This window comes from Caulobacter sp. GW821-FHT09A05 (assembly GCF_059418465.1).
This window is the reverse complement of sequence record NZ_JBWKPX010000038.1, coordinates 22,343-44,892: the sequence shown is the minus strand read 5'-3', so window position 1 is coordinate 44,892 and position 22,550 is coordinate 22,343. Positions and strand designations below refer to the sequence as shown.

At 69.7% G+C, this 22,550-nt stretch carries 27 protein-coding genes; 11 read left to right on the top strand and 16 right to left on the bottom strand.

All coding sequences use genetic code 11. The features are described from left to right. Positions 1-146: 146 nt before the first annotated feature. A complete protein-coding gene (gene thiE, locus AC07NX_RS23765; protein ID WP_494645277.1) occupies positions 147-806 on the top strand; it encodes a thiamine phosphate synthase in 660 nt (219 codons plus the stop codon). Between the two features lie 79 nt (positions 807-885). After that, complete coding sequence (locus AC07NX_RS23760; protein ID WP_494645275.1) at positions 886-1,305, top strand: hypothetical protein; 420 nt, start codon at positions 886-888, stop codon at positions 1,303-1,305. 220 nt (positions 1,306-1,525) lie between these two features. On the opposite strand, the gene AC07NX_RS23755 is transcribed toward AC07NX_RS23760, so the two are convergent. Further along, on the bottom strand, positions 1,526-2,380 hold the full coding sequence (locus tag AC07NX_RS23755; RefSeq protein ID WP_494645273.1) for a sigma-70 family RNA polymerase sigma factor: 855 nt from the start codon (positions 2,378-2,380) through the stop codon (positions 1,526-1,528). Next, positions 2,377-2,769 carry a hypothetical protein gene (locus AC07NX_RS23750; protein ID WP_494645271.1) on the bottom strand — a complete coding sequence of 131 codons (393 nt, stop codon included), beginning with the start codon at positions 2,767-2,769 and terminating at the stop codon, positions 2,377-2,379. Before AC07NX_RS23750 ends, AC07NX_RS23755 begins: the two co-directional genes overlap by 4 nt. A 370-nt stretch (positions 2,770-3,139) precedes the next feature. Between AC07NX_RS23750 and AC07NX_RS23745 the strand changes: the two genes are divergently transcribed. Continuing rightward, the gene (locus AC07NX_RS23745; protein ID WP_494645269.1) at positions 3,140-3,940 is read left to right on the top strand and encodes an inositol monophosphatase family protein; all 801 of its coding nucleotides are present in this window, start codon (positions 3,140-3,142) and stop codon (positions 3,938-3,940) included. A 148-nt stretch (positions 3,941-4,088) separates the two neighbouring features. Here the strand turns inward: AC07NX_RS23745 and AC07NX_RS23740 are convergent, their stop codons facing one another. Next, on the bottom strand, positions 4,089-4,505 hold the full coding sequence (locus AC07NX_RS23740) for a hypothetical protein (protein ID WP_494645267.1): 417 nt from the start codon (positions 4,503-4,505) through the stop codon (positions 4,089-4,091). 227 nt (positions 4,506-4,732) lie between these two features. Here AC07NX_RS23740 and AC07NX_RS23735 point away from each other — a divergent pair, with 227 nt between their 5' ends. The 3 genes from AC07NX_RS23735 to AC07NX_RS23725 all read left to right on the top strand — a co-directional run bounded on the left by AC07NX_RS23735 (position 4,733) and on the right by AC07NX_RS23725 (position 7,757). Next, entirely contained in the window at positions 4,733-5,203 is a 471-nt protein-coding gene (locus AC07NX_RS23735) for a chemotaxis protein CheW (RefSeq protein ID WP_494645265.1), read from the top strand. A gap of 223 nt (positions 5,204-5,426) precedes the next feature. Next, positions 5,427-6,527 (top strand): Zn-dependent alcohol dehydrogenase, encoded by a 1,101-nt coding sequence (locus AC07NX_RS23730; protein ID WP_494645262.1) that lies wholly within the window; start codon positions 5,427-5,429, stop codon positions 6,525-6,527. 150 nt (positions 6,528-6,677) lie between these two features. Next, positions 6,678-7,757: a beta-eliminating lyase-related protein gene (locus AC07NX_RS23725; RefSeq protein ID WP_494645260.1), complete on the top strand. Its 1,080-nt coding sequence runs from the start codon at positions 6,678-6,680 to the stop codon at positions 7,755-7,757. Between the two features lie 156 nt (positions 7,758-7,913). Here AC07NX_RS23725 and AC07NX_RS23720 read toward each other — a convergent pair whose 3' ends face one another. The 7 genes from AC07NX_RS23720 to AC07NX_RS23690 all read right to left on the bottom strand — a co-directional run bounded on the left by AC07NX_RS23720 (position 7,914) and on the right by AC07NX_RS23690 (position 13,669). Then, positions 7,914-8,231, bottom strand: a complete 318-nt coding sequence (locus AC07NX_RS23720) for a DUF1579 family protein (protein ID WP_494645281.1) — start codon at positions 8,229-8,231, stop codon at positions 7,914-7,916. Continuing rightward, on the bottom strand, positions 8,218-8,676 hold the full coding sequence (locus tag AC07NX_RS23715) for a recombinase family protein (RefSeq protein WP_494645258.1): 459 nt from the start codon (positions 8,674-8,676) through the stop codon (positions 8,218-8,220). Before AC07NX_RS23715 ends, AC07NX_RS23720 begins: the two co-directional genes overlap by 14 nt. A 164-nt stretch (positions 8,677-8,840) precedes the next feature. Beyond that, on the bottom strand, positions 8,841-11,066 hold the full coding sequence (locus tag AC07NX_RS23710) for a putative bifunctional diguanylate cyclase/phosphodiesterase (RefSeq protein WP_494645256.1): 2,226 nt from the start codon (positions 11,064-11,066) through the stop codon (positions 8,841-8,843). 184 nt (positions 11,067-11,250) lie between these two features. Then, positions 11,251-11,685, bottom strand: coding sequence for a carboxymuconolactone decarboxylase family protein (locus AC07NX_RS23705; protein WP_494645254.1), 435 nt, complete (start codon positions 11,683-11,685; stop codon positions 11,251-11,253). A gap of 89 nt (positions 11,686-11,774) precedes the next feature. Then, complete coding sequence (locus AC07NX_RS23700; RefSeq protein WP_494645252.1) at positions 11,775-12,155, bottom strand: type II toxin-antitoxin system VapC family toxin; 381 nt, start codon at positions 12,153-12,155, stop codon at positions 11,775-11,777. After that, on the bottom strand, positions 12,152-12,409 hold the full coding sequence (locus AC07NX_RS23695) for a type II toxin-antitoxin system Phd/YefM family antitoxin (protein ID WP_494645250.1): 258 nt from the start codon (positions 12,407-12,409) through the stop codon (positions 12,152-12,154). The genes AC07NX_RS23700 and AC07NX_RS23695 overlap by 4 nt, the downstream gene beginning before the upstream one ends. A gap of 297 nt (positions 12,410-12,706) precedes the next feature. Then, positions 12,707-13,669, bottom strand: a complete 963-nt coding sequence (locus AC07NX_RS23690; RefSeq protein WP_494645248.1) for an acetyl-CoA carboxylase carboxyltransferase subunit alpha — start codon at positions 13,667-13,669, stop codon at positions 12,707-12,709. Between the two features lie 343 nt (positions 13,670-14,012). Here AC07NX_RS23690 and AC07NX_RS23685 point away from each other — a divergent pair, with 343 nt between their 5' ends. Together AC07NX_RS23685 and AC07NX_RS23680 are read left to right on the top strand one after the other, a co-directional pair. Further along, a complete protein-coding gene (locus tag AC07NX_RS23685) occupies positions 14,013-14,213 on the top strand; it encodes a hypothetical protein (RefSeq protein WP_494645246.1) in 201 nt (66 codons plus the stop codon). A gap of 69 nt (positions 14,214-14,282) precedes the next feature. Next, the gene (locus AC07NX_RS23680; protein ID WP_494645244.1) at positions 14,283-14,699 is read left to right on the top strand and encodes an OsmC family protein; all 417 of its coding nucleotides are present in this window, start codon (positions 14,283-14,285) and stop codon (positions 14,697-14,699) included. Positions 14,700-14,806: 107 nt separating this feature from the next. Here AC07NX_RS23680 and AC07NX_RS23675 read toward each other — a convergent pair whose 3' ends face one another. From AC07NX_RS23675 to AC07NX_RS23665, 3 genes are all read right to left on the bottom strand, one after another. Further along, positions 14,807-15,856: an HpcH/HpaI aldolase/citrate lyase family protein gene (locus tag AC07NX_RS23675; protein ID WP_494645242.1), complete on the bottom strand. Its 1,050-nt coding sequence runs from the start codon at positions 15,854-15,856 to the stop codon at positions 14,807-14,809. Positions 15,857-15,929: 73 nt separating this feature from the next. Continuing rightward, entirely contained in the window at positions 15,930-16,967 is a 1,038-nt protein-coding gene (locus tag AC07NX_RS23670) for a mechanosensitive ion channel family protein (RefSeq protein ID WP_494645240.1), read from the bottom strand. An 80-nt stretch (positions 16,968-17,047) separates the two neighbouring features. Then, complete coding sequence (locus AC07NX_RS23665; protein ID WP_494645238.1) at positions 17,048-18,052, bottom strand: aldo/keto reductase; 1,005 nt, start codon at positions 18,050-18,052, stop codon at positions 17,048-17,050. A 126-nt stretch (positions 18,053-18,178) separates the two neighbouring features. On the opposite strand from AC07NX_RS23665, the gene AC07NX_RS23660 reads away from it, so the two are divergent. After that, positions 18,179-19,063, top strand: coding sequence for a LysR family transcriptional regulator (locus tag AC07NX_RS23660; RefSeq protein WP_494645236.1), 885 nt, complete (start codon positions 18,179-18,181; stop codon positions 19,061-19,063). Here the strand turns inward: AC07NX_RS23660 and AC07NX_RS23655 are convergent. Further along, the gene (locus AC07NX_RS23655; protein ID WP_494645234.1) at positions 19,041-19,667 is read right to left on the bottom strand and encodes a glutathione S-transferase family protein; all 627 of its coding nucleotides are present in this window, start codon (positions 19,665-19,667) and stop codon (positions 19,041-19,043) included. The genes AC07NX_RS23660 and AC07NX_RS23655 overlap by 23 nt on opposite strands. Positions 19,668-19,777: 110 nt before the next feature. Between AC07NX_RS23655 and AC07NX_RS23650 the strand changes: the two genes are divergently transcribed. Next, entirely contained in the window at positions 19,778-20,245 is a 468-nt protein-coding gene (locus AC07NX_RS23650; RefSeq protein ID WP_494645232.1) for an Lrp/AsnC family transcriptional regulator, read from the top strand. Here the strand turns inward: AC07NX_RS23650 and AC07NX_RS23645 are convergent. Then, positions 20,242-21,381: an aminotransferase class I/II-fold pyridoxal phosphate-dependent enzyme gene (locus tag AC07NX_RS23645; protein WP_494645230.1), complete on the bottom strand. Its 1,140-nt coding sequence runs from the start codon at positions 21,379-21,381 to the stop codon at positions 20,242-20,244. The two genes, AC07NX_RS23650 and AC07NX_RS23645, sit on opposite strands and share 4 nt — an antisense overlap. Positions 21,382-21,578: 197 nt before the next feature. On the opposite strand from AC07NX_RS23645, the gene AC07NX_RS23640 reads away from it, so the two are divergent. Next, the gene (locus AC07NX_RS23640; RefSeq protein ID WP_494645228.1) at positions 21,579-22,067 is read left to right on the top strand and encodes a VOC family protein; all 489 of its coding nucleotides are present in this window, start codon (positions 21,579-21,581) and stop codon (positions 22,065-22,067) included. Positions 22,068-22,305: 238 nt separating this feature from the next. Here the strand turns inward: AC07NX_RS23640 and AC07NX_RS23635 are convergent, their stop codons facing one another. Further along, positions 22,306-22,527: an alkylphosphonate utilization protein gene (locus AC07NX_RS23635; RefSeq protein WP_035071647.1), complete on the bottom strand. Its 222-nt coding sequence runs from the start codon at positions 22,525-22,527 to the stop codon at positions 22,306-22,308. Positions 22,528-22,550: the final 23 nt, after the last annotated feature.

Below are 22,550 nucleotides of genomic sequence, written 5' to 3'. Positions count from 1 at the left end.
CCAGAGCCTCCGCCTCACAAAGCAGACACCCTCAGAATCCCGTTCGGATCAAAAATCCATATGCGATTCCCCTGCCCTCTGGGGGAGGTGGCCCGAAGGGCCGGAGGGGGCTGCGTCAGCGGCCAAATCGGCGTAATCCCGGCCCCATGACCGACTGCCGCCTCTATCTGATCACCCCGCCGGCCCTGGACGACCTGGCCGCCTTCGGCCGCGACCTGGCCGCCGCCCTGGACGGCGGCGACGTGGCCGCGCTGCAGATCCGCCTGAAGGACGCCCCGGACGAGGTGATCGCCGCCGCCGTCCAGGCCCTGAGCCCCATCGCCCGGTCGCGCGACGTGGCGGTGATCCTCAACGACCGTCCGGACCTGGCCGCGCGGCTGGGCTGCGACGGCGTCCATGTCGGCCAGAGCGACACGCCCTTCCGGGAAGCCCGCAAGATCATGGGCCCCGGCGCGATGATCGGCGTCACCTGCCATGACAGCCGCCACCTGGCCATGGAGGCCGCCGAGGCCGGGGCCGACTACGTGGCCTTCGGGGCCTTCTTCCCGACCACCACCAAGGACGCCCCGACCACCGCCGATCCCGAGATCCTGTCGATCTGGCAGGAGACCATGGAGGTCCCCTCGGTGGCGATCGGCGGGATCACCGCCGACAACGCCGCCGGCCTGGCCACGGCGGGGGCCGATTTCCTGGCCGTCTCGGCCGGGGTCTGGAAGCACGCCGGCGGTCCGGCGGCGGGCGTGGCGGCGATCAACGCCGCCATCGCCCAGGGCCTCGCGGCGCGCCTGGCCGCCCGGGACGGATAACGCCGTTCTCCTAACTTGCCGCTGAAGCTTGCCGGGCGTAACCTCTTCCCAGCGATAAAAATACGGGGAGGACGCCCAAATGTGGCGGCTTGGTCTGTGCTGGCTTGGCGTCGCCGTCCTGGGCCTGGCGACGGCGATGGCCAGCGCGCCCCGGGCGGAAGACTGGAAGCCCTCGCCCGGCGAGGCGAAGACCTTCTACGACGCCGATTTCATGCGGATGGACCAGACGTCCGGCCTGATCGTGGTGCGCATCGCAGAGGGCAGGCCCAACGGCCCCTACAAGGGCTGGCCGGCCAGCAAGGGGCCGATCATGGTCTTCGCCCTGGACTGCGCCACCGACAAGTGGATCGACCTGGGCATGGACTTCACCGGCGACCAGGGCCTGCCCAAGGGCTGGCGCGGCGGCGAGAAGATCGAGGACATCAAGGGCGCCGCCGGCGGCGCCGGCCGCGTGGCCTGCGAGACCAAGGACAGCCTGCCCAAGGTGGCCCTGCCGTAAGGAAACCCTCTCCCGGAGGGGAGGCGATCACCTATGCCCCAACCGTTGTCATCCCGGACGAACGCGCAGCGCGAAGATCCGGGACCGGGGCCTGAACGCGGCGCTTGCGGCGGTCCCGGATCGGCGCTCGGCTCCGCCGAGCTTGTCCGGGATGACAGGTTTTTTCAGAGCAGATCCATAGGCGATAGCTCTCTACCCTCCGGGAGAGGGTGTTGGGGCCTCAGCTGTTCAGCCGCGCCAGCTTCTCCGGATTGCGCATGGTGTAGACCGCCTTGATGCGGCCGTCGGCGATCTCCAGCCCCATGGTCTGGAACACCACGCCGTCGTGGCTGAGCACGATACCGGGGGCGCCGTTGATCCGCGCCAGGCGGGCGGCGGTGCCCTCGGGGGCGGGCCATTTCTTCTTGATGCCCAGCACCAGGCGCACGGCCTTTTCCAGGCCGTACACCGGATTGATGGCCGCGCTGACCAGACCGCCGCCGTCGGAATGCATGACCACGTCCTGGGCCAGGATGCCGCGCAGCAGGCTCTCGTCGCCGCTCATCGCGGCCGCCAGGAAGGCGCCGGTCAGGCGCTGCTCCTCCTCGGCGCTGGGGCGGTAGCGCGGCTTGCCGGCCTTGACGTGCTCGCGGGCCCGGGCGGCCAGCTGCCGACAAGCCGCCTCGCCCCGGCCCAGGGTCCTGGCGACCTCGGCGAAGGGCACGTCGAACACGTCGTGCAGCAGGAAGGCGGCGCGCTCCAGCGGGGTCAGCCGCTCCAGGGCCAGCAGGAAGGCCACCGTCAGGTCCTCGCCCAGCGTGCTGTGGTCCTCGTCGACCACCGGCTCGGGCAGCCATTCGCCGACATAGACCTCGCGCCGGGCGCGGGCCGACTTCAGCCGGTCCAGGCACAGGCGGGTGACCACCTTGTTCAGGAAGCCGGCCGGATTGGCCACCGCGCCCGGATCGACCCCGCGCCAGCGGATCCAGGCGTCCTGCACCACGTCCTCGGCGTCGGCCCGCGAGCCCAGCATGCGATAGGCTAGGCCGGTCATGGCGCCGCGGCGTTGCTCGAAGAGGGCGTCCTGCTCGCTCATGACCCCACCTTCTGGCGCCGGACGCACGATCGCAACACCAGCAGGCTGATGATCGCCGGCAGGAACACGCCCGGAAAGTCGCGCAGCAGCAGGGGCCACGGCAGGGCTGTCCCGCAGAACGGGGTGATCAGGTGGATCAGGCTGTGCAGGCAGAGAAAGGTCGCGGCCGCGAGCGCCACGCCCAGTCCCTTGGCCGGATTGGCCAGCGCCCAGCCCAGGGCCAGGGCGCAGGCCAGGTAGGCCGCGCCGATGTCGCGCACGAAGTGGTCGTTCAGCGGCCCGGTCTCGATCACCCCCGGCACGCGCGGATACCACCAGGCCGGGGCCAGCATCATCACCGCGCCGTTCAGGGCGAGTAGCCCCGGCAGGATCCATTTCGCCCATCGCATATCGTGGTCTCCGTATTTGGAGACAGGACGAGATTGGCGCCACGGATGTGACATGGCAGGTTGGTTTAGCTGCCCAAATCCAAATATCCGCTCATCCCGGCGAATGCCGGGACCCAGATGGAATAGCGGTGTGGCGGGTTCCAAGAGCTCGGCGCTTATCCAATCAGGCTCCCCGCCATGGGATCTGGGTCCCGGCATTCGCCGGGATGAGCGGGGCTGGTGAGCGCGACAAAATCCCCTCGCCTTGCTTTCATCCGTCCAGGCGACTAGGTATCGCGCCCACTTTCCCGATCTTTCTATCCGCCCGCTGCATATCCCCCGCCGTCAGCTCCATGACGCCGCGCAGGGGGACCTATGAGGAACACCCGCCTTGGCCACCGCTTCCGCCCTCCTGAACGTGATGATCGACGCCGCGCGCAAGGCCGCCCGCGGCCTGGCCCGTGACTTCGGCGAGGTCACCGAGCTGCAGGTGTCCAAGAAGGGCCCCGCCGACTTTGTCACCGCCGCCGACCAGAAGGCCGAGCAGGTGATCTTCGAGATCCTGGAGAAGGCCCGCCCCGGCTACGGCTTCCTGGGCGAGGAGCGCGGCCTGGTCGAGGGCACCGACAAGACCCACACCTGGATCGTCGACCCGCTGGACGGCACCACCAACTTCCTGCACGGCATCCCGCACTTCGCCGTCAACATCGCCCTGCAGCGCGAGGGCGAGGTGGTGGCCGGCGTCACCTACAATCCCATCACCAACGACCTGTTCTGGGTCGAGAAGGGCAAGGGCGCCTATCTGGGCGCCGAGAAGCGCCTGCGCGTCGCGGCGCGCCGCCACCTGGACGAAAGCATCCTGGCCACCGGCGTCCCGTTCCTGGGCAAGCCCGGGCACGCCCAGTTCCTCAAGGAGCTGCACCAGGTCAGCCAGAAGGTCGCCGGCGTGCGCCGCTTCGGCGCGGCGGCCCTGGACCTGGCCTGGGTCGCGGCGGGCCGCTTCGACGGCTACTGGGAGCGCAACATCAAGCCGTGGGACGTGGCGGCCGGCGTGCTGATGGTCACCGAGAGCGGCGGCAAGGTGTCGACCATCGAAGAGCACGGCGACCCGCTGGCCGGCGCCTCGATCCTGGCCGCCAACCAGGAACTGCATCCGCAGGTGCTGGAGCGGCTGCGGGCGGCGGCGGGGTAAAGGGTCGATCCCGGCCCAACCATTGTCATCCCGGAAGCCTCCCGGAAGCTGTCCGGGATGACAACCGTTGGGGGCTTGATCGCCAGCTCAAAAACAAAGACGCCCCGGGCTCGAGCCCGGGGCGTCTTCGTCTTCGAGCTGGCGATCCTTACCGGCAGACGGTCCGTTCGTAGACCGAGCCGCTGTAACGGTCGTAGTCGCGGGTGGTCCAGCAGTCGCGGGCGTAGCCCCGGCCGTAGCCTCGGCCATGGCCGTATCCGTAGGGCCGGCCGTAGCCGTAGCCGCCGTAGTAGCGCGGCGGGGGCGGCGGCGGGGCGTAGTCGTAGCTGTAGCCGCGGCGATAGTGGTTGTTGTTGTTGCCGGCGATCGCCGCGCCCAGGGCCAGGCCGACGATGCCGCCGGCGATGGCCACGCCCACGTCGTTGTCGCGATGGTGATGACGGCCGCCGTAATAGCCGCCGTGGCGGTAGCTCTGGGCCGAGGCGGCGCTCGCGCCGGCGACCATGGCCAGGGCCGCGACGCCCGCGGCGATGTGGCCGATCGTGGTCTTCAGATTGCGGGTCATGACGCTGTTCCTTCCGGGAGAAGGGCTGGGTTACGTCCCGTCTCCATGTTGAAATCATCTTCGGATCCGGCGGCTGAACGCAGGCTGAACGGACCCGTCAGCTTCGGCGGCCGCCCTTCCGGCCTCAAATCCTTGAAAACAAGGCCGATTGATTCACCTTTCCGCGCGAAGCTGCGGCCAAGACGGCGCCCAGAACGGGCGACGACAGGCTTGAAGGCGACGAGGCGATGTCCAGGAACGTGGCTTACGCGGCCGGCGAGGATCTGCAGATCCTGTCGTTCGAAGTCGGGACCCAGACCTATGGCGTGCCGGTGGGCGCGGTCCGCGAGATCCGCGGCGTGACCCCCGCCACCCCGTTGCCGGATGCTCCGCCCTATGTGCGCGGGGTCATCAACCTGCGCGGCCAGGTGATGCCGGTCATCGACCTGTCCGAACGGCTGGGCAAGGGCGTGGCCGCCGACAGCGCCCGCCAGGTGATCATCGTGGTCGAGCACCACGACGACGTCGCCGGCCTGCTGGTCGACGCCGTCTGCGACAGCTTCATCGTTTCCGCCGACGCCATCAGCCCGCCGCCCCCGCTGGGCGAGGACGCGGCCTCGCCGCTGGTCTCGGCGGTGATCACCACCGAGGCGGCGATGATCGTGCTGCTGGCCGTGGACGCCATCCTGCCCGAGCGCAAGGTGGCGATCGCGGCCTAAATCAAGACTGTCATCCCGGACGAGCGCGCAGCGCGAAGATCCGGGACCCGGGCGTGAACTCGGCGCTTCCGGCGGTCCCGGATCGGCGCTCGGCTCCGCCGAGCTTGTCCGGGATGACAATGAAGTTGTTCGCGGCGCAGCTGTCGAACAAATGTTTCAACAACCCCTTCCGTCGCCCCCCGCCCCGACGCTAGGGTCTCCCGCAACAAGAGGGAGATCGCCGATGAAGGCCGCCGTTCTGCGCGAAGTGGGCCAGCCGCTCACGATCGAGGAGGTGTCGATCGGCAAGCCAGGCCCGCGCGAGGTGCTGATCCGCACCAAGGCCGCCGGCGTCTGCCATTCCGACCTGCACTTCGTCGAGGGGTCCTATCCCCATCCCCTGCCCGCCGTGCTGGGCCACGAGAGCGCCGGGATCGTCGAGGCGGTCGGGTCCGAGGTCCGGACCGTCAAGGTCGGCGACCACGTGATCACCTGCCTCAGCGCCTATTGCGGCCACTGCGAAGTCTGCCTGACCGGCCACATGAGCCTGTGCATCAGCCCGGAGACCAGGCGGGCCAAGGGCGAGGAACCGCGGCTGTTCCGCGAGGACCTGTCGGGGTCCGGCGACACCCGGATGGCCCAGTTCCTGAACCTGTCGTCGTTCGCCGAGCAGATGCTGGTGCACGAGCACGCCTGCGTGGCCATCCGCCGCGACATGCCGTTCGACCGCGCCGCCCTGATCGGCTGCTCGGTGATGACCGGGGTCGGTGCGGTGATCCACACCTCGGGCGTGCGGCCCGGCGAGACCGTGGCCGTGATCGGCTGCGGCGGGGTGGGGCTGGCGACCATCAACGGCGCGGTCCTGGCCGGGGCCGGCCGGATCATCGCCATCGACCGCATCCCGGGCAAGCTGGCGCTGGCCAAGCAGTTCGGGGCCACCGACGTGATCGACGCCGGGGCCGACGACCCGGTCAAGGCGGTGCAGGAGCTGACCGGCGGCGGCGTCCACCACAGCTTCGAGGCCATCGGCCTGAAGGTCACCGCCGAGCAGGCCTTCAGGATGCTGCGCCGGGGCGGCACGGCCAACATCATCGGCATGATCCCGGTGGGCACCATGATCGAGCTGCACGGCCCCGACTTCCTGGGCGAGAAGAAGATCCAGGGCAGCTTCATGGGGTCCAACCGCTTCCCAGTCGACATGCCGCGCCTGGTCGACGCCTATATGGGCGGCAGGCTGAAGCTGGATGAGCTGATCTCGCGGCGGATCAGGCTGGAAGAGGTCAATTCGGCGTTCGACGAGCTGAAGCGCGGCGAGCTGGCCCGGTCGGTGATCGTGTTCGACTGAGGGTTTTCGCCCCTCGCCTCCCCTACCCTTGTCATCCCGGAAAGCGCGCAGCGCTTGTCCGGGACCCAGGTGAACCGCAAGGCCTTCGCCCAGTCCCCGGGGTCCCGGACAGCCTCTGCGAGGCTTCCGGGATGACAACGATTGGGCGCCATGGCATCCGGTCGGCCCCGACACCCACCCGAGACCCCTCCCATGGCCCGCTACGACTTCGCCTCCGACAACGTCGCCGGGGCCATGCCGGAAGTCATCGAAGCGATCGTCGCCGCCAACGCCGGGACGGCGTCGGGCTATGGGACCGACCATGTCAGCGCCCTGGCCGCCGACCGCATCCGCGCCCTGCTGGACGCCGACGCCGAGGTGCGGTTCACCGCCTCGGGCACCGCCGCCAACGCCTTCGCCCTCACCTGCTTGGCCCGGCCGCACGAGGCGGTCCTGGCCCACGAGCACGCCCACATCTGCACCGACGAGACCGGCGCGCCGGGCTTCTTCGGCCAGGGGGTGGGCCTGATCGGCCTGCCGGGCGCCTCGGGCCGGATCGCCCTGCCGGGGCTGGAGCTGGCCCTGAACGAGCCGGACGTCTCGTACCGCCAGCCGGCCGCCGCCCTGTCCCTGACCAACGCCACCGAATACGGCACGGTCTATTCCGCCGACGATCTGGCCGCCCTGATCGCGCCGGTGAAGGCCCGGGGCCATGGCGTCCACCTGGACGGCGCGCGCCTGGCCAACGCCGTGGCGGCGGGCTTCGACCTCAAGCGGGTGGCCAGGATCGGCGTCGACATCCTGGTGATCGGCGGGACCAAGGCCGGCTCGACCCCGACCGAGGCCGTGGTGTTCCTGGACAAGACGCTCGGCCGCCGCCTGGACGCCCGCCTCAAGCACGCCGGCCAGCTGGTCTCCAAGGGCCGCTTCCTGTCCGCCCCGTGGCTGGGCCTGCTGGGCGAGGGGAACGACGGCGGGCCCATTTCTTCAGGGGGAGCATGGGCGGCGCGGGCGGCCCACGCCAACGCCATGGCCCGGAAACTGGCGGCCCTGATGCCCTTCCCCCTGCGCCATCCGGTCGAGGCCAACGGCCTGTTCGTCGACATGGACGACGCGGCGCTGGAACGGCTGCGGGCCAAGGGCTGGTTCGTCTACCGCTTCCTGGACGGCACGGCGCGCTTCATGTGCTCATGGGCGACGACGCCGGAGATGGTCGAGGAGCTGGGCGAGGCGCTGAGGGACGTGGCGTGAGCTTTAAGCCGAAACAGCTCTAAAGTTGTCATCCCGGCTGAAGCGAAGCGGAGAGCCGGGACCCAGGGCAGCCGCGGTGCGCCGGTCCCTGGATCCCGGACAGCCTCTGCGAGGCTTCCGGGATGACAACCATTTTGGGGGCTTCTCGGACCGCCCCTAACGCACCCGCGTATAGTCCAGCCGCACGGCCAGGGCTTCCCGCCCGTCGCGCGTCTCGTAATAGGCGTAGGTGAAGTGGTCGTCGTCCAGGCGCGTCATCACCTCGCGCGGCGGGATCATCCGGCCGGGGTGGTCGAAGTCCGGCGTTTCGCCGACGAGGGTGTAACGCCCGGCCGCCGCGTCGTAGCCGCCCTTGGCGACGATCAGGCCGGTGAAGTTGACGTCCATCCAGGCGCTGAAGAAGCCGGGCGCCCGTCCGCAGGACGTTTCGGTGCGGGCGCGGGGGCCATGGCTGGTCTCCTCAAGCGTCGGGATCCAGATCTGGGGCCGGCTCGGACGCTTGTCCAGCCGGGGCCGACCGCCGCCCGCCCTCGCGCACGATCTTCTCCTCCGCCGTCCGCACCATGCGGCGCTGGTCGTGGAACGTCGCCAGCTGGGCGCAGGCCTTGAAGAAGCCGCCGGGCGCGCGGGTGTCGATCCCCTCGGCCAGGGTCAGCAACTGAATTCCCGCCGCCTCGAACCGCGCCAGCACTTCCAGAAGGTCGACCAGGTGGGCGGCGAAGGCGTGCAGGTTGATGACCGCCAGCACGTCGCCGGGCTTCATGGCGGCCAGGGCCTGGTCCAGCCCCGGCTTGTGCACGGCCAGGCCGTAGCAGCGGTCGTGGAACAGCTGGTCGCAGCCGGCCTCGAACAGCCGCTGCGACTGCGGCCCGTCGATCACCACGCCCCTGACGGGCGGAACCCTGAGATAGCCGACCATGCGCATGGGTCGGTGTGTGGCAAAGGCGGAGGCGGGGCGCTAGACCCTAAGCGCACGAACGTCGGGGATAACCCTCTCTCGCCAACCGAGACCCTCTCCCAGCGGGAGAGGGCGGGGCCCGCCGCGAAGCGGTGGGAGGGTGAGGGATTACGCCGCCAACGATTTCACTGGGCGCCCTGCCGGCACGCCGGTTCGCTCGGAACCCCCTCATCCTCCCACGCCTTCGGCGCGGGCCCCTCCTTCTCCCCATGGGAGAAGGTGACGACAGGCGCCTTCATCTTGTTTTCCACCGTCACCCCCAGCATCGCCGCGATCTCGGCGGCCGGCTTGGGGCGGCTGATGAAATAGCCCTGGATCTCGCCGCAGCCCTGGCGGCGCAGCTCGTCCAGCTGCTCGGCCGATTCCACGCCCTCGGCCGTGGTGGTGATGCCCAGGCTGGCGCCCAGGTCCAGCACGGCCTTGATGATCGCCAGGGCGTCGGCGTCGTCGAGGATGTCGCGCACGAAGGTCTGGTCGATCTTGATCTTGTCGAACGGGAAGCTGCGCAGGTAGCTCAGGCTGGAATAGCCGGTGCCGAAGTCGTCCATCGAGATCCGCACGCCCAGGGCCTTCAGGTCGTGCAGGATCGACATGTTGCCGGCGGTGTCCTGCAGCAGCACCGACTCGGTGATCTCCAGCTCCAGCCGCTGGGCGGCCAGGCCCGAGGCCGCCAGGGCCGAGACCACGGTGGCCACCAGGCGCCAGTCGCGGAACTGGGCCGGCGACAGGTTGACGGCCAGGCGGACATGCTCGGGCCAGCCGGCCGCCTCGCGGCAGGCCTCGCGCAGCACCCATTCGCCCAGGGGGTTGATCAGGCCGATCTCCTCGGCCAGCGGGATGAAATCGGCAGGCGAGACCATGCCCCGCGCCGGATGGCGCCAGCGCAGCAGGGCCTCGCAGCCCATCACCCGGTCGGCGCCCAGGCTGAACAGCGGCTGGTAATGGAGCTCGAACTGGCCCTCGGCCAGGGCCAGGCGCAGGTCCAGCTCCAGGGCGCGGCGCGCCTGCAAGGCCTCGTCCATGGCCCGCTCGAAGAAGTGGAAGGCGCCCTTGCCGTCGGCCTTGGCGCGGTAGAGGGCCATGTCGGCCTTCTTCAGCAGCTCGTCGCTGTCGGCGCCGTCGTTGGGCGACACCGCCACCCCGACGCTGCCGCCGATCATCACCTGGTGGCCCTGCAGCTCGAAGGTCTGGGCCAGGGCCTCGACGATGCGGCCGGCCAGGCGCGTGGCGCCGGAAAGGTCGGTCAGGCCGCACTGGACCACCGCGAACTCGTCGCCGCCCAGGCGCGCGATGGTGTCGCCCTCGCGCACGCAGGCCCGCAGGCGCTCGGCGGCGATCTTCAGCAGGGCGTCGCCGACCGGATGGCCCAGGGTGTCGTTGACGGTCTTGAAGCGGTCCAGATCGATGCAGTGCACCGCCACCAGTTCCTCGCGCCGGGCCGCCCGGCCCAGCGCCGCCGCCAGATCCTTCTGGAACAGCAGCCGGTTGGGAAGGTCCGTGAGCGGATCATAGTGGGCCAGGCGGGCGATCTGGGCCTCGGCCCGCTTGCGCTCGGCGATGTCCTCCGACACCCCCAGCAGGTATTCTGCCACGCCGTCGGGGCCGGGGATGGCGATCTTCTTGGTGCGCAGCAGGGCGACCGAGCCGTCCTTGCGCGGCACGTGGTCCTCCTCGATCACCCGCACCTCGCCCGAGGAGATCACCTCGGCGTCGCGCTCCCGGTATATGGCCGCCTGCTCCGGCGGGTAGAAGTCGGCGTCGGTGCGGCCGATCATGTCGGCGCGGGCGTGGCCCAGGATCTTCTCGCCGGCGCGGTTCAGCAACACATAGGCGTGGTCGTCGGCCCGCTTGACGAACACCATCGACGGGATGGCCTCGACCACGGCGGTCATGAAGGTGCGGGCCCGCTCCTCGTCGGCCTTGGCCGAAGCCAGGGCCTCGACGCCCCGGCGGTTGGTCTCGTTGGCCGCCTGCAGCAGGCCCAGCACCGTGCCCACCCCCAGATAGCGGCCCTGGTCGGTGACGATGAAGCCGCGCAGCAGGTCGCTGGCCCGGTAGGACAGGCTGTCGCTGGTGAAAGCCGCCAGTTCGACATCGGCCTCGACCACCAGCGGATCGCTGTCCATCAGCACCGAGATCGGCCGCAGGGCGTAGAGGGCGCGACCATATTCGGCGGCCATGCGCAGGAAGAAGGCGTTGCGCTCGACCAGGCCGATGGGACGGTCGTCGGCGTCCAGCACCGGCACGATCAGGGTGTCCGGCTCCTCGCGGAACCGCTCGTACAGCGTCTTGCCCAGGGTGTCGGCGCGGGCCGGGACCAGGGACGACACGGTGTCTCGCAGGGTGAACATGCTACGCCTCCACTCGCGACTGGAGGGACCATTTCTGACCTAACGACTGGCTAATCCGCGGGCGCAAGCGCTGCTATTTCACGAAAACTTCGCGGCGGCGTCACAGTGCTTGCCGGGGTGTTTACCGTGAGCTGTCGCTCCCTCCGTCGCGACGCGTATCCGCCCCGGAGGGAGCGTCCACACGTCAGTGCACCGACACGCCCAGCCGGTTCCACAGGTTGATCATCGCGATCACCGTGGTCAGGGCGCTGGCCTCGACGTCGGTGAAGTGCTCGCGCAGCGCGGCGCGCAGCGGGCCGAGGTCGGCGTGGGTGGGCAGCTGGGTCAGGGCCTCGGTCCAGGCCAGGGCGGCCTTTTCCTTGGCGGTGAAGTCCGATACGTGGCTCCAGACCACCAGGCGGTCCAGGCGGTCGTTGGTCTCGCCATCGGCGCGGGCTTCCTTGGCGTGCATCTTCACGCAGAAGGCGCACTGGTTCAGCTGCGAAGCCCGCAGCTTGAGCAGGTGCACCAGAGGCTTGTCGACCCCGGCGCCCACCGCCGCGGTCTCGGCGGCGATGAAGGCCTGGTAGACGGCCGGAACATTGATGTCGTGGCGGAAGGGGGCGGTTTCAGAGCTCATGGTCTTGTCCTCGATCTGGCCCGGCGGTCGGGCTTCGGGGACATGACGAGGTCAGGCGAACAGACGTGACATGCTGGCGACAAATCTCTTCACGCCGCGACGAGATCGGTCCTGGCGAAGTCGTCGCCGACATAGAGCAGCGGACAGCCGCGATCTCGAGCCGTCACGTAGGAAAAACAATCTCCCCAGTTAAGGCACGCGGGGTGTCGCCCCTTGCCCCATCGCGAATAGGTCTCGGCGACGCGTCGGGCAATGGCTTCCGACGCCGGGATAATGTCCAGCGGCAAGCCGTCGAGCAGCTCCGACATCTCCGCGCCCCTGTCGCGACGACCAGCCACGATCAGCGCTTCGGATAATGTCACTGCCGAAATCACCAGGTCAGGTTCGCTTAGCAAGGCCTGTCCGCATCGGTCTGCTTCAGGTTCGTCCAAAACGATCGCCATCAGAGCCGAGCTATCGATGACGATCATTCCGGCATGCCGTCGTCGCCATACAGAAAGTCCTGGCTGCGCGCGGCGGATGGTCCAGGCGAGGCCTTCGCGCCACCGGCTTTGCGCACCCGCTCGATCAATGCGCGCCGCGCCTCGATGTCGACCAACCGCCTGACAGGCGCCAGCCGCACCGCCGGATGGCCGTGCCGAGTCAGTACAACGTCTTCGCCGGCCTCAGCGCGTCGCACAAGATCGGTGAGTTGCGCCTTGGCGTCGGTGACCGAGATTTCCATGCCGCGACCATTCTAGACCGTTCAATGGACTAGATCCTGCGCGCGCGCTTATCAGACGTCAATGACGCCACCCACGCAGAGAACAAAGTCTGGGAATTTATCGACGACCGCCAAAAAAATGCCGCCAGGCAGCCACGCCCAACGCACCGACACCGAGAATGGCGATCATGGGAAGGGCCAGCCAACCAGCATCGGCTAAGCCGCCATCCAGCCCGGCGCTGAACCAATTGCCGTTCGATTGCCGCCGTCCTCCGACCTCTCCCCCGAAAAGAGGATCGCGCGGACCCGGCTCGAACACTACTGCAGGCCTTCGCGGCCGATCGCGTAGAACCGCGCGGCCCGCTGCTTCTTCAGCTCGGCGGGGGACAGCTGCATCAGCGCCTTCAGCTCGTCCTCGACCGCGTCGCCGACGGCCTCGATGGCCGCGGCCGGGTCGGAATGGGCCCCGCCGGCCGGCTCGTCGACGATGCGATCGACGATCTTCAGCTGGATCAGGTCCTGGGCGGTGATCTTCATGTTGGCCGCCGCGTCCTTGGCCCGGGCGCCGTCGCGCCACAGGATCGAGGCCGCGCCTTCCGGCGAGATCACCGAATAGATCGAGTGCTCGAGGATCAGCACCTTGTTGGCGCCGGCCAGGGCGATGGCCCCGCCGCTGCCGCCCTCGCCGACGATGGTGGCGACCATCGGGGTCCCCAGCACCAGGCCGCGCTCGGTCGAGCGGGCGATGGCCTCGGCCTGGCCGCGCTCCTCGGCGCCCAGGCCCGGATAGGCGCCGGCGGTGTCGACGAAGGTAATGACCGGCAGGTTGAAGCGTTCGGCCATGTCCATCAGGCGCACGGCCTTGCGATAGCCCTCGGGGCGGGCCATGCCGAAATTGTGCTTGAGACGGGTGGTGGTGTCGTGGCCCTTCTCGTGGCCCATGACCACGACCGGCACGCCGCGGAACCGGCCCAGGCCGCCGACGATCGCCTGGTCGTCGGCGAACTTGCGGTCGCCGCGCAGCTCGACGAACTCGTCGATCAGGCCGGCGACATAGTCCTTCAGGTGCGGACGCTCGGGATGGCGGGCGACCATGGTCTTCTGCCAGGCGTCGAGGCCGGCATAGGCTTCCTTGCGCAGCTGTTGCGCCCGGTCGCGAAGCGCCTGGATCTCGGTCTCGAACGCGCCGGGACCCGCCGTCTCGGAAAGCCGGGACAGCTCCTCGATCTTGCTTTCCAGATCGGCGATGGGTCGCTCGAAGTCGAGATAGTGCGCGGCCATGGGTCTCTTAACGTCGCCGTTGCGGAAAGGTGGCGAACCTAGAGCGCGATAACCGAAAACGAAACCGGTTTTGGCGCCGCCGGCCTCGAAATCGCCCCGGACGAGGCCCGTGGACGGGCGCGCCCTGCGACTCGTCGTCGCAGCGACACCATGGCGGCGAGGGAACCCCTTTCGAGTCCCAGGGATTCGTCCCCAGGAGAGTCTCGTCCAAAAACCGATGATTACTGGTTAATCGCGGGGTTCTCGCCTATATGCAACTGGTCGGCTTAGAACCAAAGCCGACGCCCGCGGCCCCGCCCATCGAATATGGACCCGGTCCCGCCTGATGCGAACGGATGTTCCCATGCAGGTGTTCACCTTCTTCTGTGTCGAGCCGGATGGCTCGGTGCCGCGCTTCGACGTCACTTCCTGCCCCGACGACCAGGCCGCGCGTCGCCGCGCCGAGGAACTGGTCGGCGTCCATCGCGGCTGCGACACCGTCGAGGTGTGGCGCGGCGCGACCCAGCTGTTCGCCGTGACCTCCGCCCAGCAGGCGGCCGCCTGACCCTGCGAAGGTGCAAGCGCCGCATTCGACGCGCGCTATAGTCGCGACTCGCTTGCCGGAGTCCGCCTGATGATCGTCGCCCCCGCCCGTCCTTCCGCCACCGCCGACGACAGCGGCCACGGCGGGGTGCAGATCCTGGTCACCGCCGGCCCCAGCCGCTTCGCGGCCGACCTCGGGCCAGTGGACGGCGGGCTGGACATCGGCCCCAATCCCCATGACCTGGTCGCCGCCGGCCTGGCCGCCTGCACGACCCAGACCCTGCGGCTCTACGCCAAACGCAAGGCCTGGCCGCTGGGGGCGGTGCACGTGGAAGTCACCTGGCGGCGCGAGCCGGCCGCCGTCCCCGCCGACCTGTTCGAGCGGACGATCACCCTGGGCGGCGACCTGGACGACGCCCAGCGCGCCCGGCTGATGGAGATCGCCGAGGCCTGCCCGGTGCACAAGATGCTGGTGGCGGGGTCTAGGGTGGTGACGTCGGTGGCTTGAAACCCCTCCGGCCCTTCGGGCCACCTCCTCCAAAGGGGGAGGATCTACGCCACGCAGATGCTCCCCCTCCGGGGGAGCTGTCGGCGAGGCCGACTGAGGGGGTCCCCCTAAAACCCATAGAGCCCCGCATACTCCGCGTCCTTGGCCGCGATCAGCCGGGCGCAGTCGACCATGACCTTGGCCTGTTTCCAGGTGGCGTCGTCCTGCATCTTGCCGTCGATCATCGCCACGCCGGAACCGTCGGGCATGGCCTCCAGGATGCGCCGGGCGAAGGCCACTTCGTCGGGAGCGGGCGAGAACACCCGCTTGGCGATCTCGATCTGGCTGGGGTGCAGGCTCCAGGCCCCGGCGCAGCCCATCAGGAAGGCGTTGCGGAACTGCTGCTCGCAGGCGACCGGGTCGTCGATGGCCCCGAACGGACCGTAGAACGGCTTGATCCCGTGGGCGGCGCAGGCGTCGACCATCTTGGCGAAGGTGTAGTGCCACAGGTCCTGCTGCACCGAGGCGCGCTCGCCGCCATCGGCGCGCGGATCCTCGATCACCCGATAGCCGGGATGGCCGCCGCCCACCCGGGTGGTCTTCATGGCGCGGCTGGCGGCCAGGTCGGCCGGGCCCAGGCTGATCCCCTGCATCCGCGGACTGGCGCCGGCGATCCGCTCGACGTTCATCACGCCCTCGGCGGTCTCGAGGATGGCGTGCAGCAGGATCGGCCGGGTCACCCCGTGCTTGGCCTCCAGCGAGGCCAGCAGCTGGTCCATGTAGAAGATGTCCCACGGGCCCTCGACCTTGGGGACCATGATCACGTCGATCCGGTCGCCGGCCTTCTCGACCAGGGTCGCCACCTCATCCAGGTGCCAGGGCGAGTTGATGCAGTTGATCCGCACCCACAGGCCCACGCCCAGGGCCCTGAAGTCCACCTCGCGCGACATCGCCACCGTCCCGGCCAGGGCCGCGCCCTTGGCGTCGGCCGGGATGGCGTCCTCCAGGTTGGCCAGGATCACGTCGACGGTCGGGGCGATCTCGGGGACCTTGGCCCGCACCTTCTCCAGGTGCGGCGGCACGAAGTGGATCATGCGCTCGACCCGGGCCGGCGGCTCCCGCCACGGCGTCGGCGCGCCGATCGCCAGGGGTTTGAAAAAGCCTCGGGGGGTCTTCATGGCGGCTCCCGGCGTCGTTTCTTATTTCGCAGTTGCGAGAAGACTGCGGCGGCGCGGTAACGACGTCAAGTGATCAACGTTCAGGCTTGGGCGGCCCCTGGACCGGCTGCGGCGGCTCCTCGGGATCCTCGCGCGTCAGGTCCTCGGCCGCGTCGTTGCTGGACGCGGCGGCGGCGGCGGCGGCCTTGGCCCTGGCGCGGCGGCTGGCGCGCGGTTCCAGGCGAAGGGCCGCGCGGGCCTCGTCACCCTCCTCGCCCAGCACCCCGCGCAGGCGCAGGTCGCGCTGCGGATAGGGGATCTCGATCCCGGCCCCGCGCAGGGCGTCGTCGATGGCCCAGGTATAGGCCGCGAAGATCGCCGCCGGCCGGCGCACGGATTCGAGGGTCGGCCAGACGACCAGCTCGAACTTCAGCGCCGAGTCCCCGTAGCCGACCAGCCAGACCTGGGTCTTGCGCAGGGCGTCGTCGGGCGAGGTGAACGGCACCGAATGGGCGGCCTTCAGCACCGCGGCCCGCACCTTTTCCTTGTCGGCCCCGAACGCGGTGACGAACGGCACGCGAATGCGGCGGTTGGAATGATGCAGGGTCCAGTTGATGACCTGATCGTTCACCAGGACCGAGTTGGGCACGATGATGTCGGTGCTGTCGTTGGTGCGGATGCGGGTGGCCCGGGGCCCGATCTCGTGGACCACGCCCCGGGCGCCGTTGGACAGCTCGACGAAATCGCCCACCGCCACCAGCCGCTCGAACACCAGCGAGATGCCCGAGGCGAAGTCCTTGATCACGCCCTGCAGGCCCAGGCCCACCCCGACGCCCAGGGCGCCGGCGAACACCGCCAGCGAGGTCAGGTCGATGCCCATGGTCGACAGGGCGGCCAGCAGGCCCACCGCCACCAGGCCATAGGTCGCCAGCTTCTCGACGACATACAGCGACGAGGCGTTGTCGACCGCGCGGGCCCGCAGGCGGCGCAGGCCGGCCGCGGCCAGGCGCGCCGCCAGCATGGCCGCCGCCACGATCACGATCGCCGCGCCCAGCCCCCCGAGGGTGATGGTGCTCTTGCCCATCTTGACCAACTCGAGGGCGTCCAGGCGCTGCAGCGGATTGTCGACCATGGCGGCGAGTGTGGGGGCGCCCCGGCATGGGGATCAAGGCCCCAAAGACCCTCTCCCAGAGGGAGAGGGTTCCTTTCCGGCTAGCGCCCCACCATCGCCAGGCCGGCCTCGCTGTAGCGCGCGCCCTCGACCGCCGTTTCGGGCACGGCCGCGGCGATCCGGGCCAGGTCGTCGGCCGACAGGACCACCTCCACCGCGCCGAGGTTCTCCTCCAGCCGGCCGATCTTGGTGGTGCCGGGGATCGGGGCGATGTGCTCGCCCTGGGCCAGGATCCAGGCCAGAGCCAGCTGGGCCGGGGTGATCCCCTTCTCGGCGGCGATCGCCGTCAGGGCCTCGACCAGGGACAGGTTCTTGGCCAGGGCCTCGCCCTGGAAGCGCGGCAGCCCCCGGCGGAAGTCGTCCTTGGCCAGGCTTTCGCCGCTCTTCAGCGCCCCGGTCAGGAAACCCCGCCCGAGCGGGCTGTAGGGCACCAGCCCGACGCCCAGCTCGCGCAGGACCGGCAGGGTGGTCTGCTCCAGGTCGCGGAACCACAGCGAATATTCGCTCTGCAGGGCCGCGACCGGCTGCACCGCATGAGCCTTGCGGATCGTCTCCGGTCCCGCTTCCGACAGGCCGAAGTGCTTGACCTTGCCCTCGGCGATCAGGTCCTTGACCGTCCCGGCCACGTCCTCGATCGGCACCTTCGGATCGACGCGGTGCTGGTAGAACAGGTCGATCACCTCGACGCCCAGGCGCTTGAGCGAAGCCTCGGCCACGGCGCGGATGTGCTCGGGCCGGCTGTCGGTCCCGCGCATCCGGGCGAAGCCCTCGGCGGTCCCTTCCGGGGCGATGTCGAAGCCGAACTTGGTGGCGATCACGACCTTGTCGCGGAAGGGCTTCAGCCCTTCGCCGACCAGCACCTCGTTGGTGTAGGGGCCGTAGACCTCGGCGGTGTCGAAGAAGGTCACGCCCAGCTCGACCGCCCGGGCCAGCACCTTGAAGGCATCGGCCTTGTCCAGGGCCGTGCCGTAGACCTGGCCCATGCCCATGCAGCCCAGGCCGATGGCCGAGACTTCCAGTCCGTCGCCGAGTTTGCGCGTCTTCATGGTGATATCCTCATGTCCGGAATTGGGGTCGCGAGGGCGCGGCCCTCCGACGGGATGAAGATGGGCGCGGGGTATCCCCGGGATAAGCGCTTGAAGTCTCAACGGACTGCTGAGCAATGTTCAGTAATGGACCAGCGCCCCCTGCCCGACCTCGCCGTCTTCGCCCTGGTGGCCCGGCATCGCAGCTTCCGCGCCGCCGCCCAGGTGCTGGGCGTCTCGGCCTCGGCGCTGAGCCACACGATGCGCAACCTGGAGACCCGGCTGGACGTGCGCCTGCTGCACCGCACGACCCGCAGCGTCGCCCCGACCGAGGCCGGCGAGCGGCTGCTGGCCCGGCTGGCCCCGGCCCTGGCCGACATCGACGCGGCGCTCGAGGAGGTGGCGGCGTTCCGCGACCGGCCCTCGGGGCGGGTGCGGATCAACATCGCCCGCTCGGCGGCCCGCTGGCTGGTGGGCCCGCGGATCGGCGGCTTCCTGAACGCCTATCCGGACGTGCGCGTCGAGCTCGTCTGCGACGACGGCCTCTCCGACATCGTGGCCGGCGGCTTCGACTGCGGCGTGCGGCTGGGCGAGAGCCTGCAGGCCGACATGATCGCCGCCCCGCTCGGCGGCGAGCTGAGCCAGTCCCTGGTCTGCGCCCCGTCCTATGTCGCGCCCCACGGCGCGCCGACAAGGCCCGAGGACGTGCTCCACCACCGCTGCCTGCTGGTCCGCCGAGGCAGCGGCCAGCCCTGGGCCTGGGAGTTCGAGCGCCAGGGGCGCGAGGTGGTGGTCAACCCGCCCGGCGTGCTGGTCAGCGACGAGAACGAAGTGATCCGCCGCGCCTGCCTGGACGGCGCGGGCCTGGCCTTCCTGCTGCGCGACCTGGTGGCGCCCGACGTCGCGGCCGGGCGGCTGGTGTCGCTGCTGGAGGACTGGTGCGAGCCGTTCCCCGGCTTCTTCCTCTACTATCCCAGCCGCCGCCAGCTCTCGCCGGCCCTGCGCGCCTTCATCGACTGGATGCGCGCCTAGACTCCTCGTCGAACGGCGCGGCCAGGAAGGCTGGCGTCGCCTCGGCCCGCGCGGTCAAGGCGGCCAGGTTGGGACAGGCCGCCGTGTCGACCGAGTCCGGCAAGCTCTTGATCGCGAAGGTCCAGGCCACCGCACAGGTCAGCTCGGCCTGCGAACCTTCCAGCCCGGCCGGCGGCGAGGCCAGCTCGGCCTCCAGCAGGCGCCAGGCCGCGGCGGCCTGTCCCCGCATCCGGTCGATCCAGGGGGCGTGGCGCCTGTCCTCGGGGCGCAGGTTGAACTCGTAGATCAGCGACACGGTCTTCTCGCAGGCGGCCAGGGCCAGGCCCAGGATGCGCTGGGCGCGGGCGTGGTCGGCCAGGCCGTCGGGGCTCAGGCGCCGTCCGGCCAGCCGCTCCAGATGCTCGATGATCAGGCCCGAATCCATCAGCACCACGCCGTCGTCGGTCACCAGGGTCGGCGCCTTGACCACCGGATTGATCGCCGCGAAGGCGTCGTAGGCGCGGAAGACCGACACCGGCTCGTGCTCGAACGAGAGGTCCAGTCGCCGCAGCGTCACCGCCACGCGCCGCACATAGGGCGAATCCAGCATTCCGATCAGTCGCATCGCGCACTCCCTTGTCGCCGACGCAGAATGGCCGGCCGGCGGACCGAAGGGCATGGCCATTCATCGGCCAAAGCGCGATAGTTCCGATGAATTCAAGGCGAGAACCGCATATGCCCCTCCCGGATGGCCTCGACGCCAAGGACATCGCCATCCTCGAAGCGCTGCAGGTCGACGGCCGGATCTCGCTGTCGGAGCTGGGCCGCCAGGTCGGCCTGTCGCAGCCGGCGATGTCCGAGCGGGTCAGGCGCCTGGAGGAACGCGGGATCATCACCGGCTACGGCGCCCGGATCGACCCGCGGGCCCTGGGCCTGTCGCTCGGCGCCGTGATCCGCCTGAAGACCACCCACGAGCACATGCGCGCCTGCCTGGAGACGTTCGAGCGCCTGCCCTACGTGGTCGAGGTCCACCGGGTGACCGGCGACGACTGCTTCGTGCTCAAGGCGCTGGTCCCCTCGGCCGGCGACCTGGCGACGATCGTCGACGCCATCGGCCGCTTCGGCCCCGTGACCACCTCGGTGGTGCTGCAGAGCCAGCCGCCCCGGCCGATCGGCAAGGCGCTGCTGAGCGTCGGGCGTTAGGCCGCGGCCCGCGCCGCGAACCACGGCGTGATCCGCCGCAGGGCCTCCTCGACCTCGGGCGTCGAGACCGCGAAGCTGAAGCGGATGAACCGCCGGCCATCGACCGGGTCGAAGTCGACGCCGGGCGCGGTAGCCACGCCGGTGTCGCGCAGCAGAGCCTCGCAGAAGGCCAGGCTGTCATCGGTCAGGTGGCCGATGTCGGCATAGATGTAGAAGGCCCCGTCCGGTGGGGCGATCGAGGCCAGGCCCAGGGCCGGCAGGGCGTCCAGCAGCAGGGCGCGGTTGGCGCGGTAGACGGCGACGTGGCCCTCCAGTTCGTCCAGGCAGTCCATGGCCGCCAGGCCGGCGTGCTGGCTCAGCGACGGCGGGGTCAGGAACAGGTTGCCCATGAAGGCCCGGGCCCGCGGGACCTGGTCGGCCGGGACGACCACCCAGCCCAGCCGCCAGGCGGCCATGCTGAAGTACTTGGAGAAGCTGTTGACGACCAGGGCGTCGGACGCGAAGGCCAGCATCGAGCGGGCGGGCTCGCCATAGCTGAGGCCGTGATAGATCTCGTCGGAGACGACGCGGATCCCGCGCTCGCGGCAGACGGCGGCGATGGCCTCCAGCGCGGCGGCGGGGATGATCGTGCCGGTGGGGTTGGCCGGGCTGGCGATGATCACCCCGGCCGGGGCCGGGTCCAGGGCGGCCAGGTGGGCGGCGGTCAGCTGGAAGCGGCTCTCGGCGCCGCAGGCGATCTCGACCGGGACCAGGTTCAGGGCCTTCAAGGTGTTGCGATAGGCCACGTAGCCGGGCCGGGCCAAGGCCACCCGGTCGCCCGGCCGGAAGTTCGAGGCCAGGGCCAGCACCAGGGCCGGCGAGGCGCCGCAGGTCAGGATGATCCGCTCGGGATCGACCTCGACCCCGTCCAGCTGGGCGTAGCGACGGGCGATCGCGGCCTTCAGCAGCGGGCTCTCCCAATAGCCCATGCCGTCGGTGTCCAGCACGTGGTGCGCCTTGGCGATCGCCGCCTTGGGCGCGCCGGTCGAGGGCTGGCCGAACTCCATGTGGATGATCGACCTACCCTCGGCCTTCATCTGGTGGGCCAGACGGCTGATGGCGATGGCGTGGAAGGGTTCGATCTCGGAAGCGGACATGCCGCGTAACTAGTCCGCGGCGGCCGGGGCGGCAACGGCTGTCGATCTTCAGGCCGCCGCGGTCGACATGGGCGTGTTCGACCGGACGGCGCCGGCCGCACGAGACGGGCGGTTCGTCGAAAAACGCGGGACGATGTCGGAACCACCCGATCCTGATCGTCCTTGGCTCGACACCCGCCCAAACGGAGGACGCCCCCATGCCCAAGATCACCCCCTTCCTGTGGTTCGACACCCAGGCCGAGGACGCCGCCAACTTCTATGTCTCGCTGTTTCCCAATTCGAGGATCACCGACGTCGCCCGCTATCCCAGCGACGCCCAGCCGCCGGCGGGACCGCCTGGGCGGGTGATGACCGTCGGCTTCGAGCTGAACGGCCAGGCCTACACCGCCCTGAACGGCGGGCCGCACTTCACCTTCACCGAGGCGGTGTCGTTCGTCGTCCACTGCGCCGACCAGGCCGAGGTCGACCGCTACTGGGACGCCCTGACCGCCGACGGCGGCCGGGAAAGCCAGTGCGGCTGGCTGAAGGACAAGTACGGCCTGTCCTGGCAGATCGTGCCGCAGGAACTGCTGGACCTCTATTCCAGCCCCGACAAGGCCGCCGTCGGCCGGATGTTCGCCGCCATGATGCAGATGGTGAAGCTGGACATGCCCAAGCTGAAGGCGGCGTTCGACGGGGCTGGCTGAAGCCCGTCGCCCGATTGGATGCGGCTCAAAATGGCTGTCATCCCGGACGAGCGCGTAGCGCGACGATCCGGGACCGGGGCGTGAGCTCGGCGCTTGCGGCGATCCCGGGTCTTCGCTTCGCTACGCCCGGGATGACAGCCTCTTGGCGCCGGAATCCATGGTGATCGCCCTGCCCCTGGAGGATGGATGCTCCCCCTCTGGGGGAGCTGTCGCGAAGCGACTGAGGGGGTTCGCGAGCCTAGGCCTTCTTCACGAACTCGGTCCGCAGGACCAGGCCGCGCACCTTCTCGACATTGGCCTCGATCTCGTCGGTGTCGCCGGTCAGGCGGATGTTCTTGACCAGGGTTCCGCGCTTCAGCGTCACGCCGCCCGAGCCCTTGACCTTGAGGTCCTTGATCAGGGTGACGTTGTCGCCGTCGGCCAGGATCGCGCCGTTGCTGTCGCGGGTTTCGTCGGACATGTCGTTCTCCGGAAAAGGTGGAG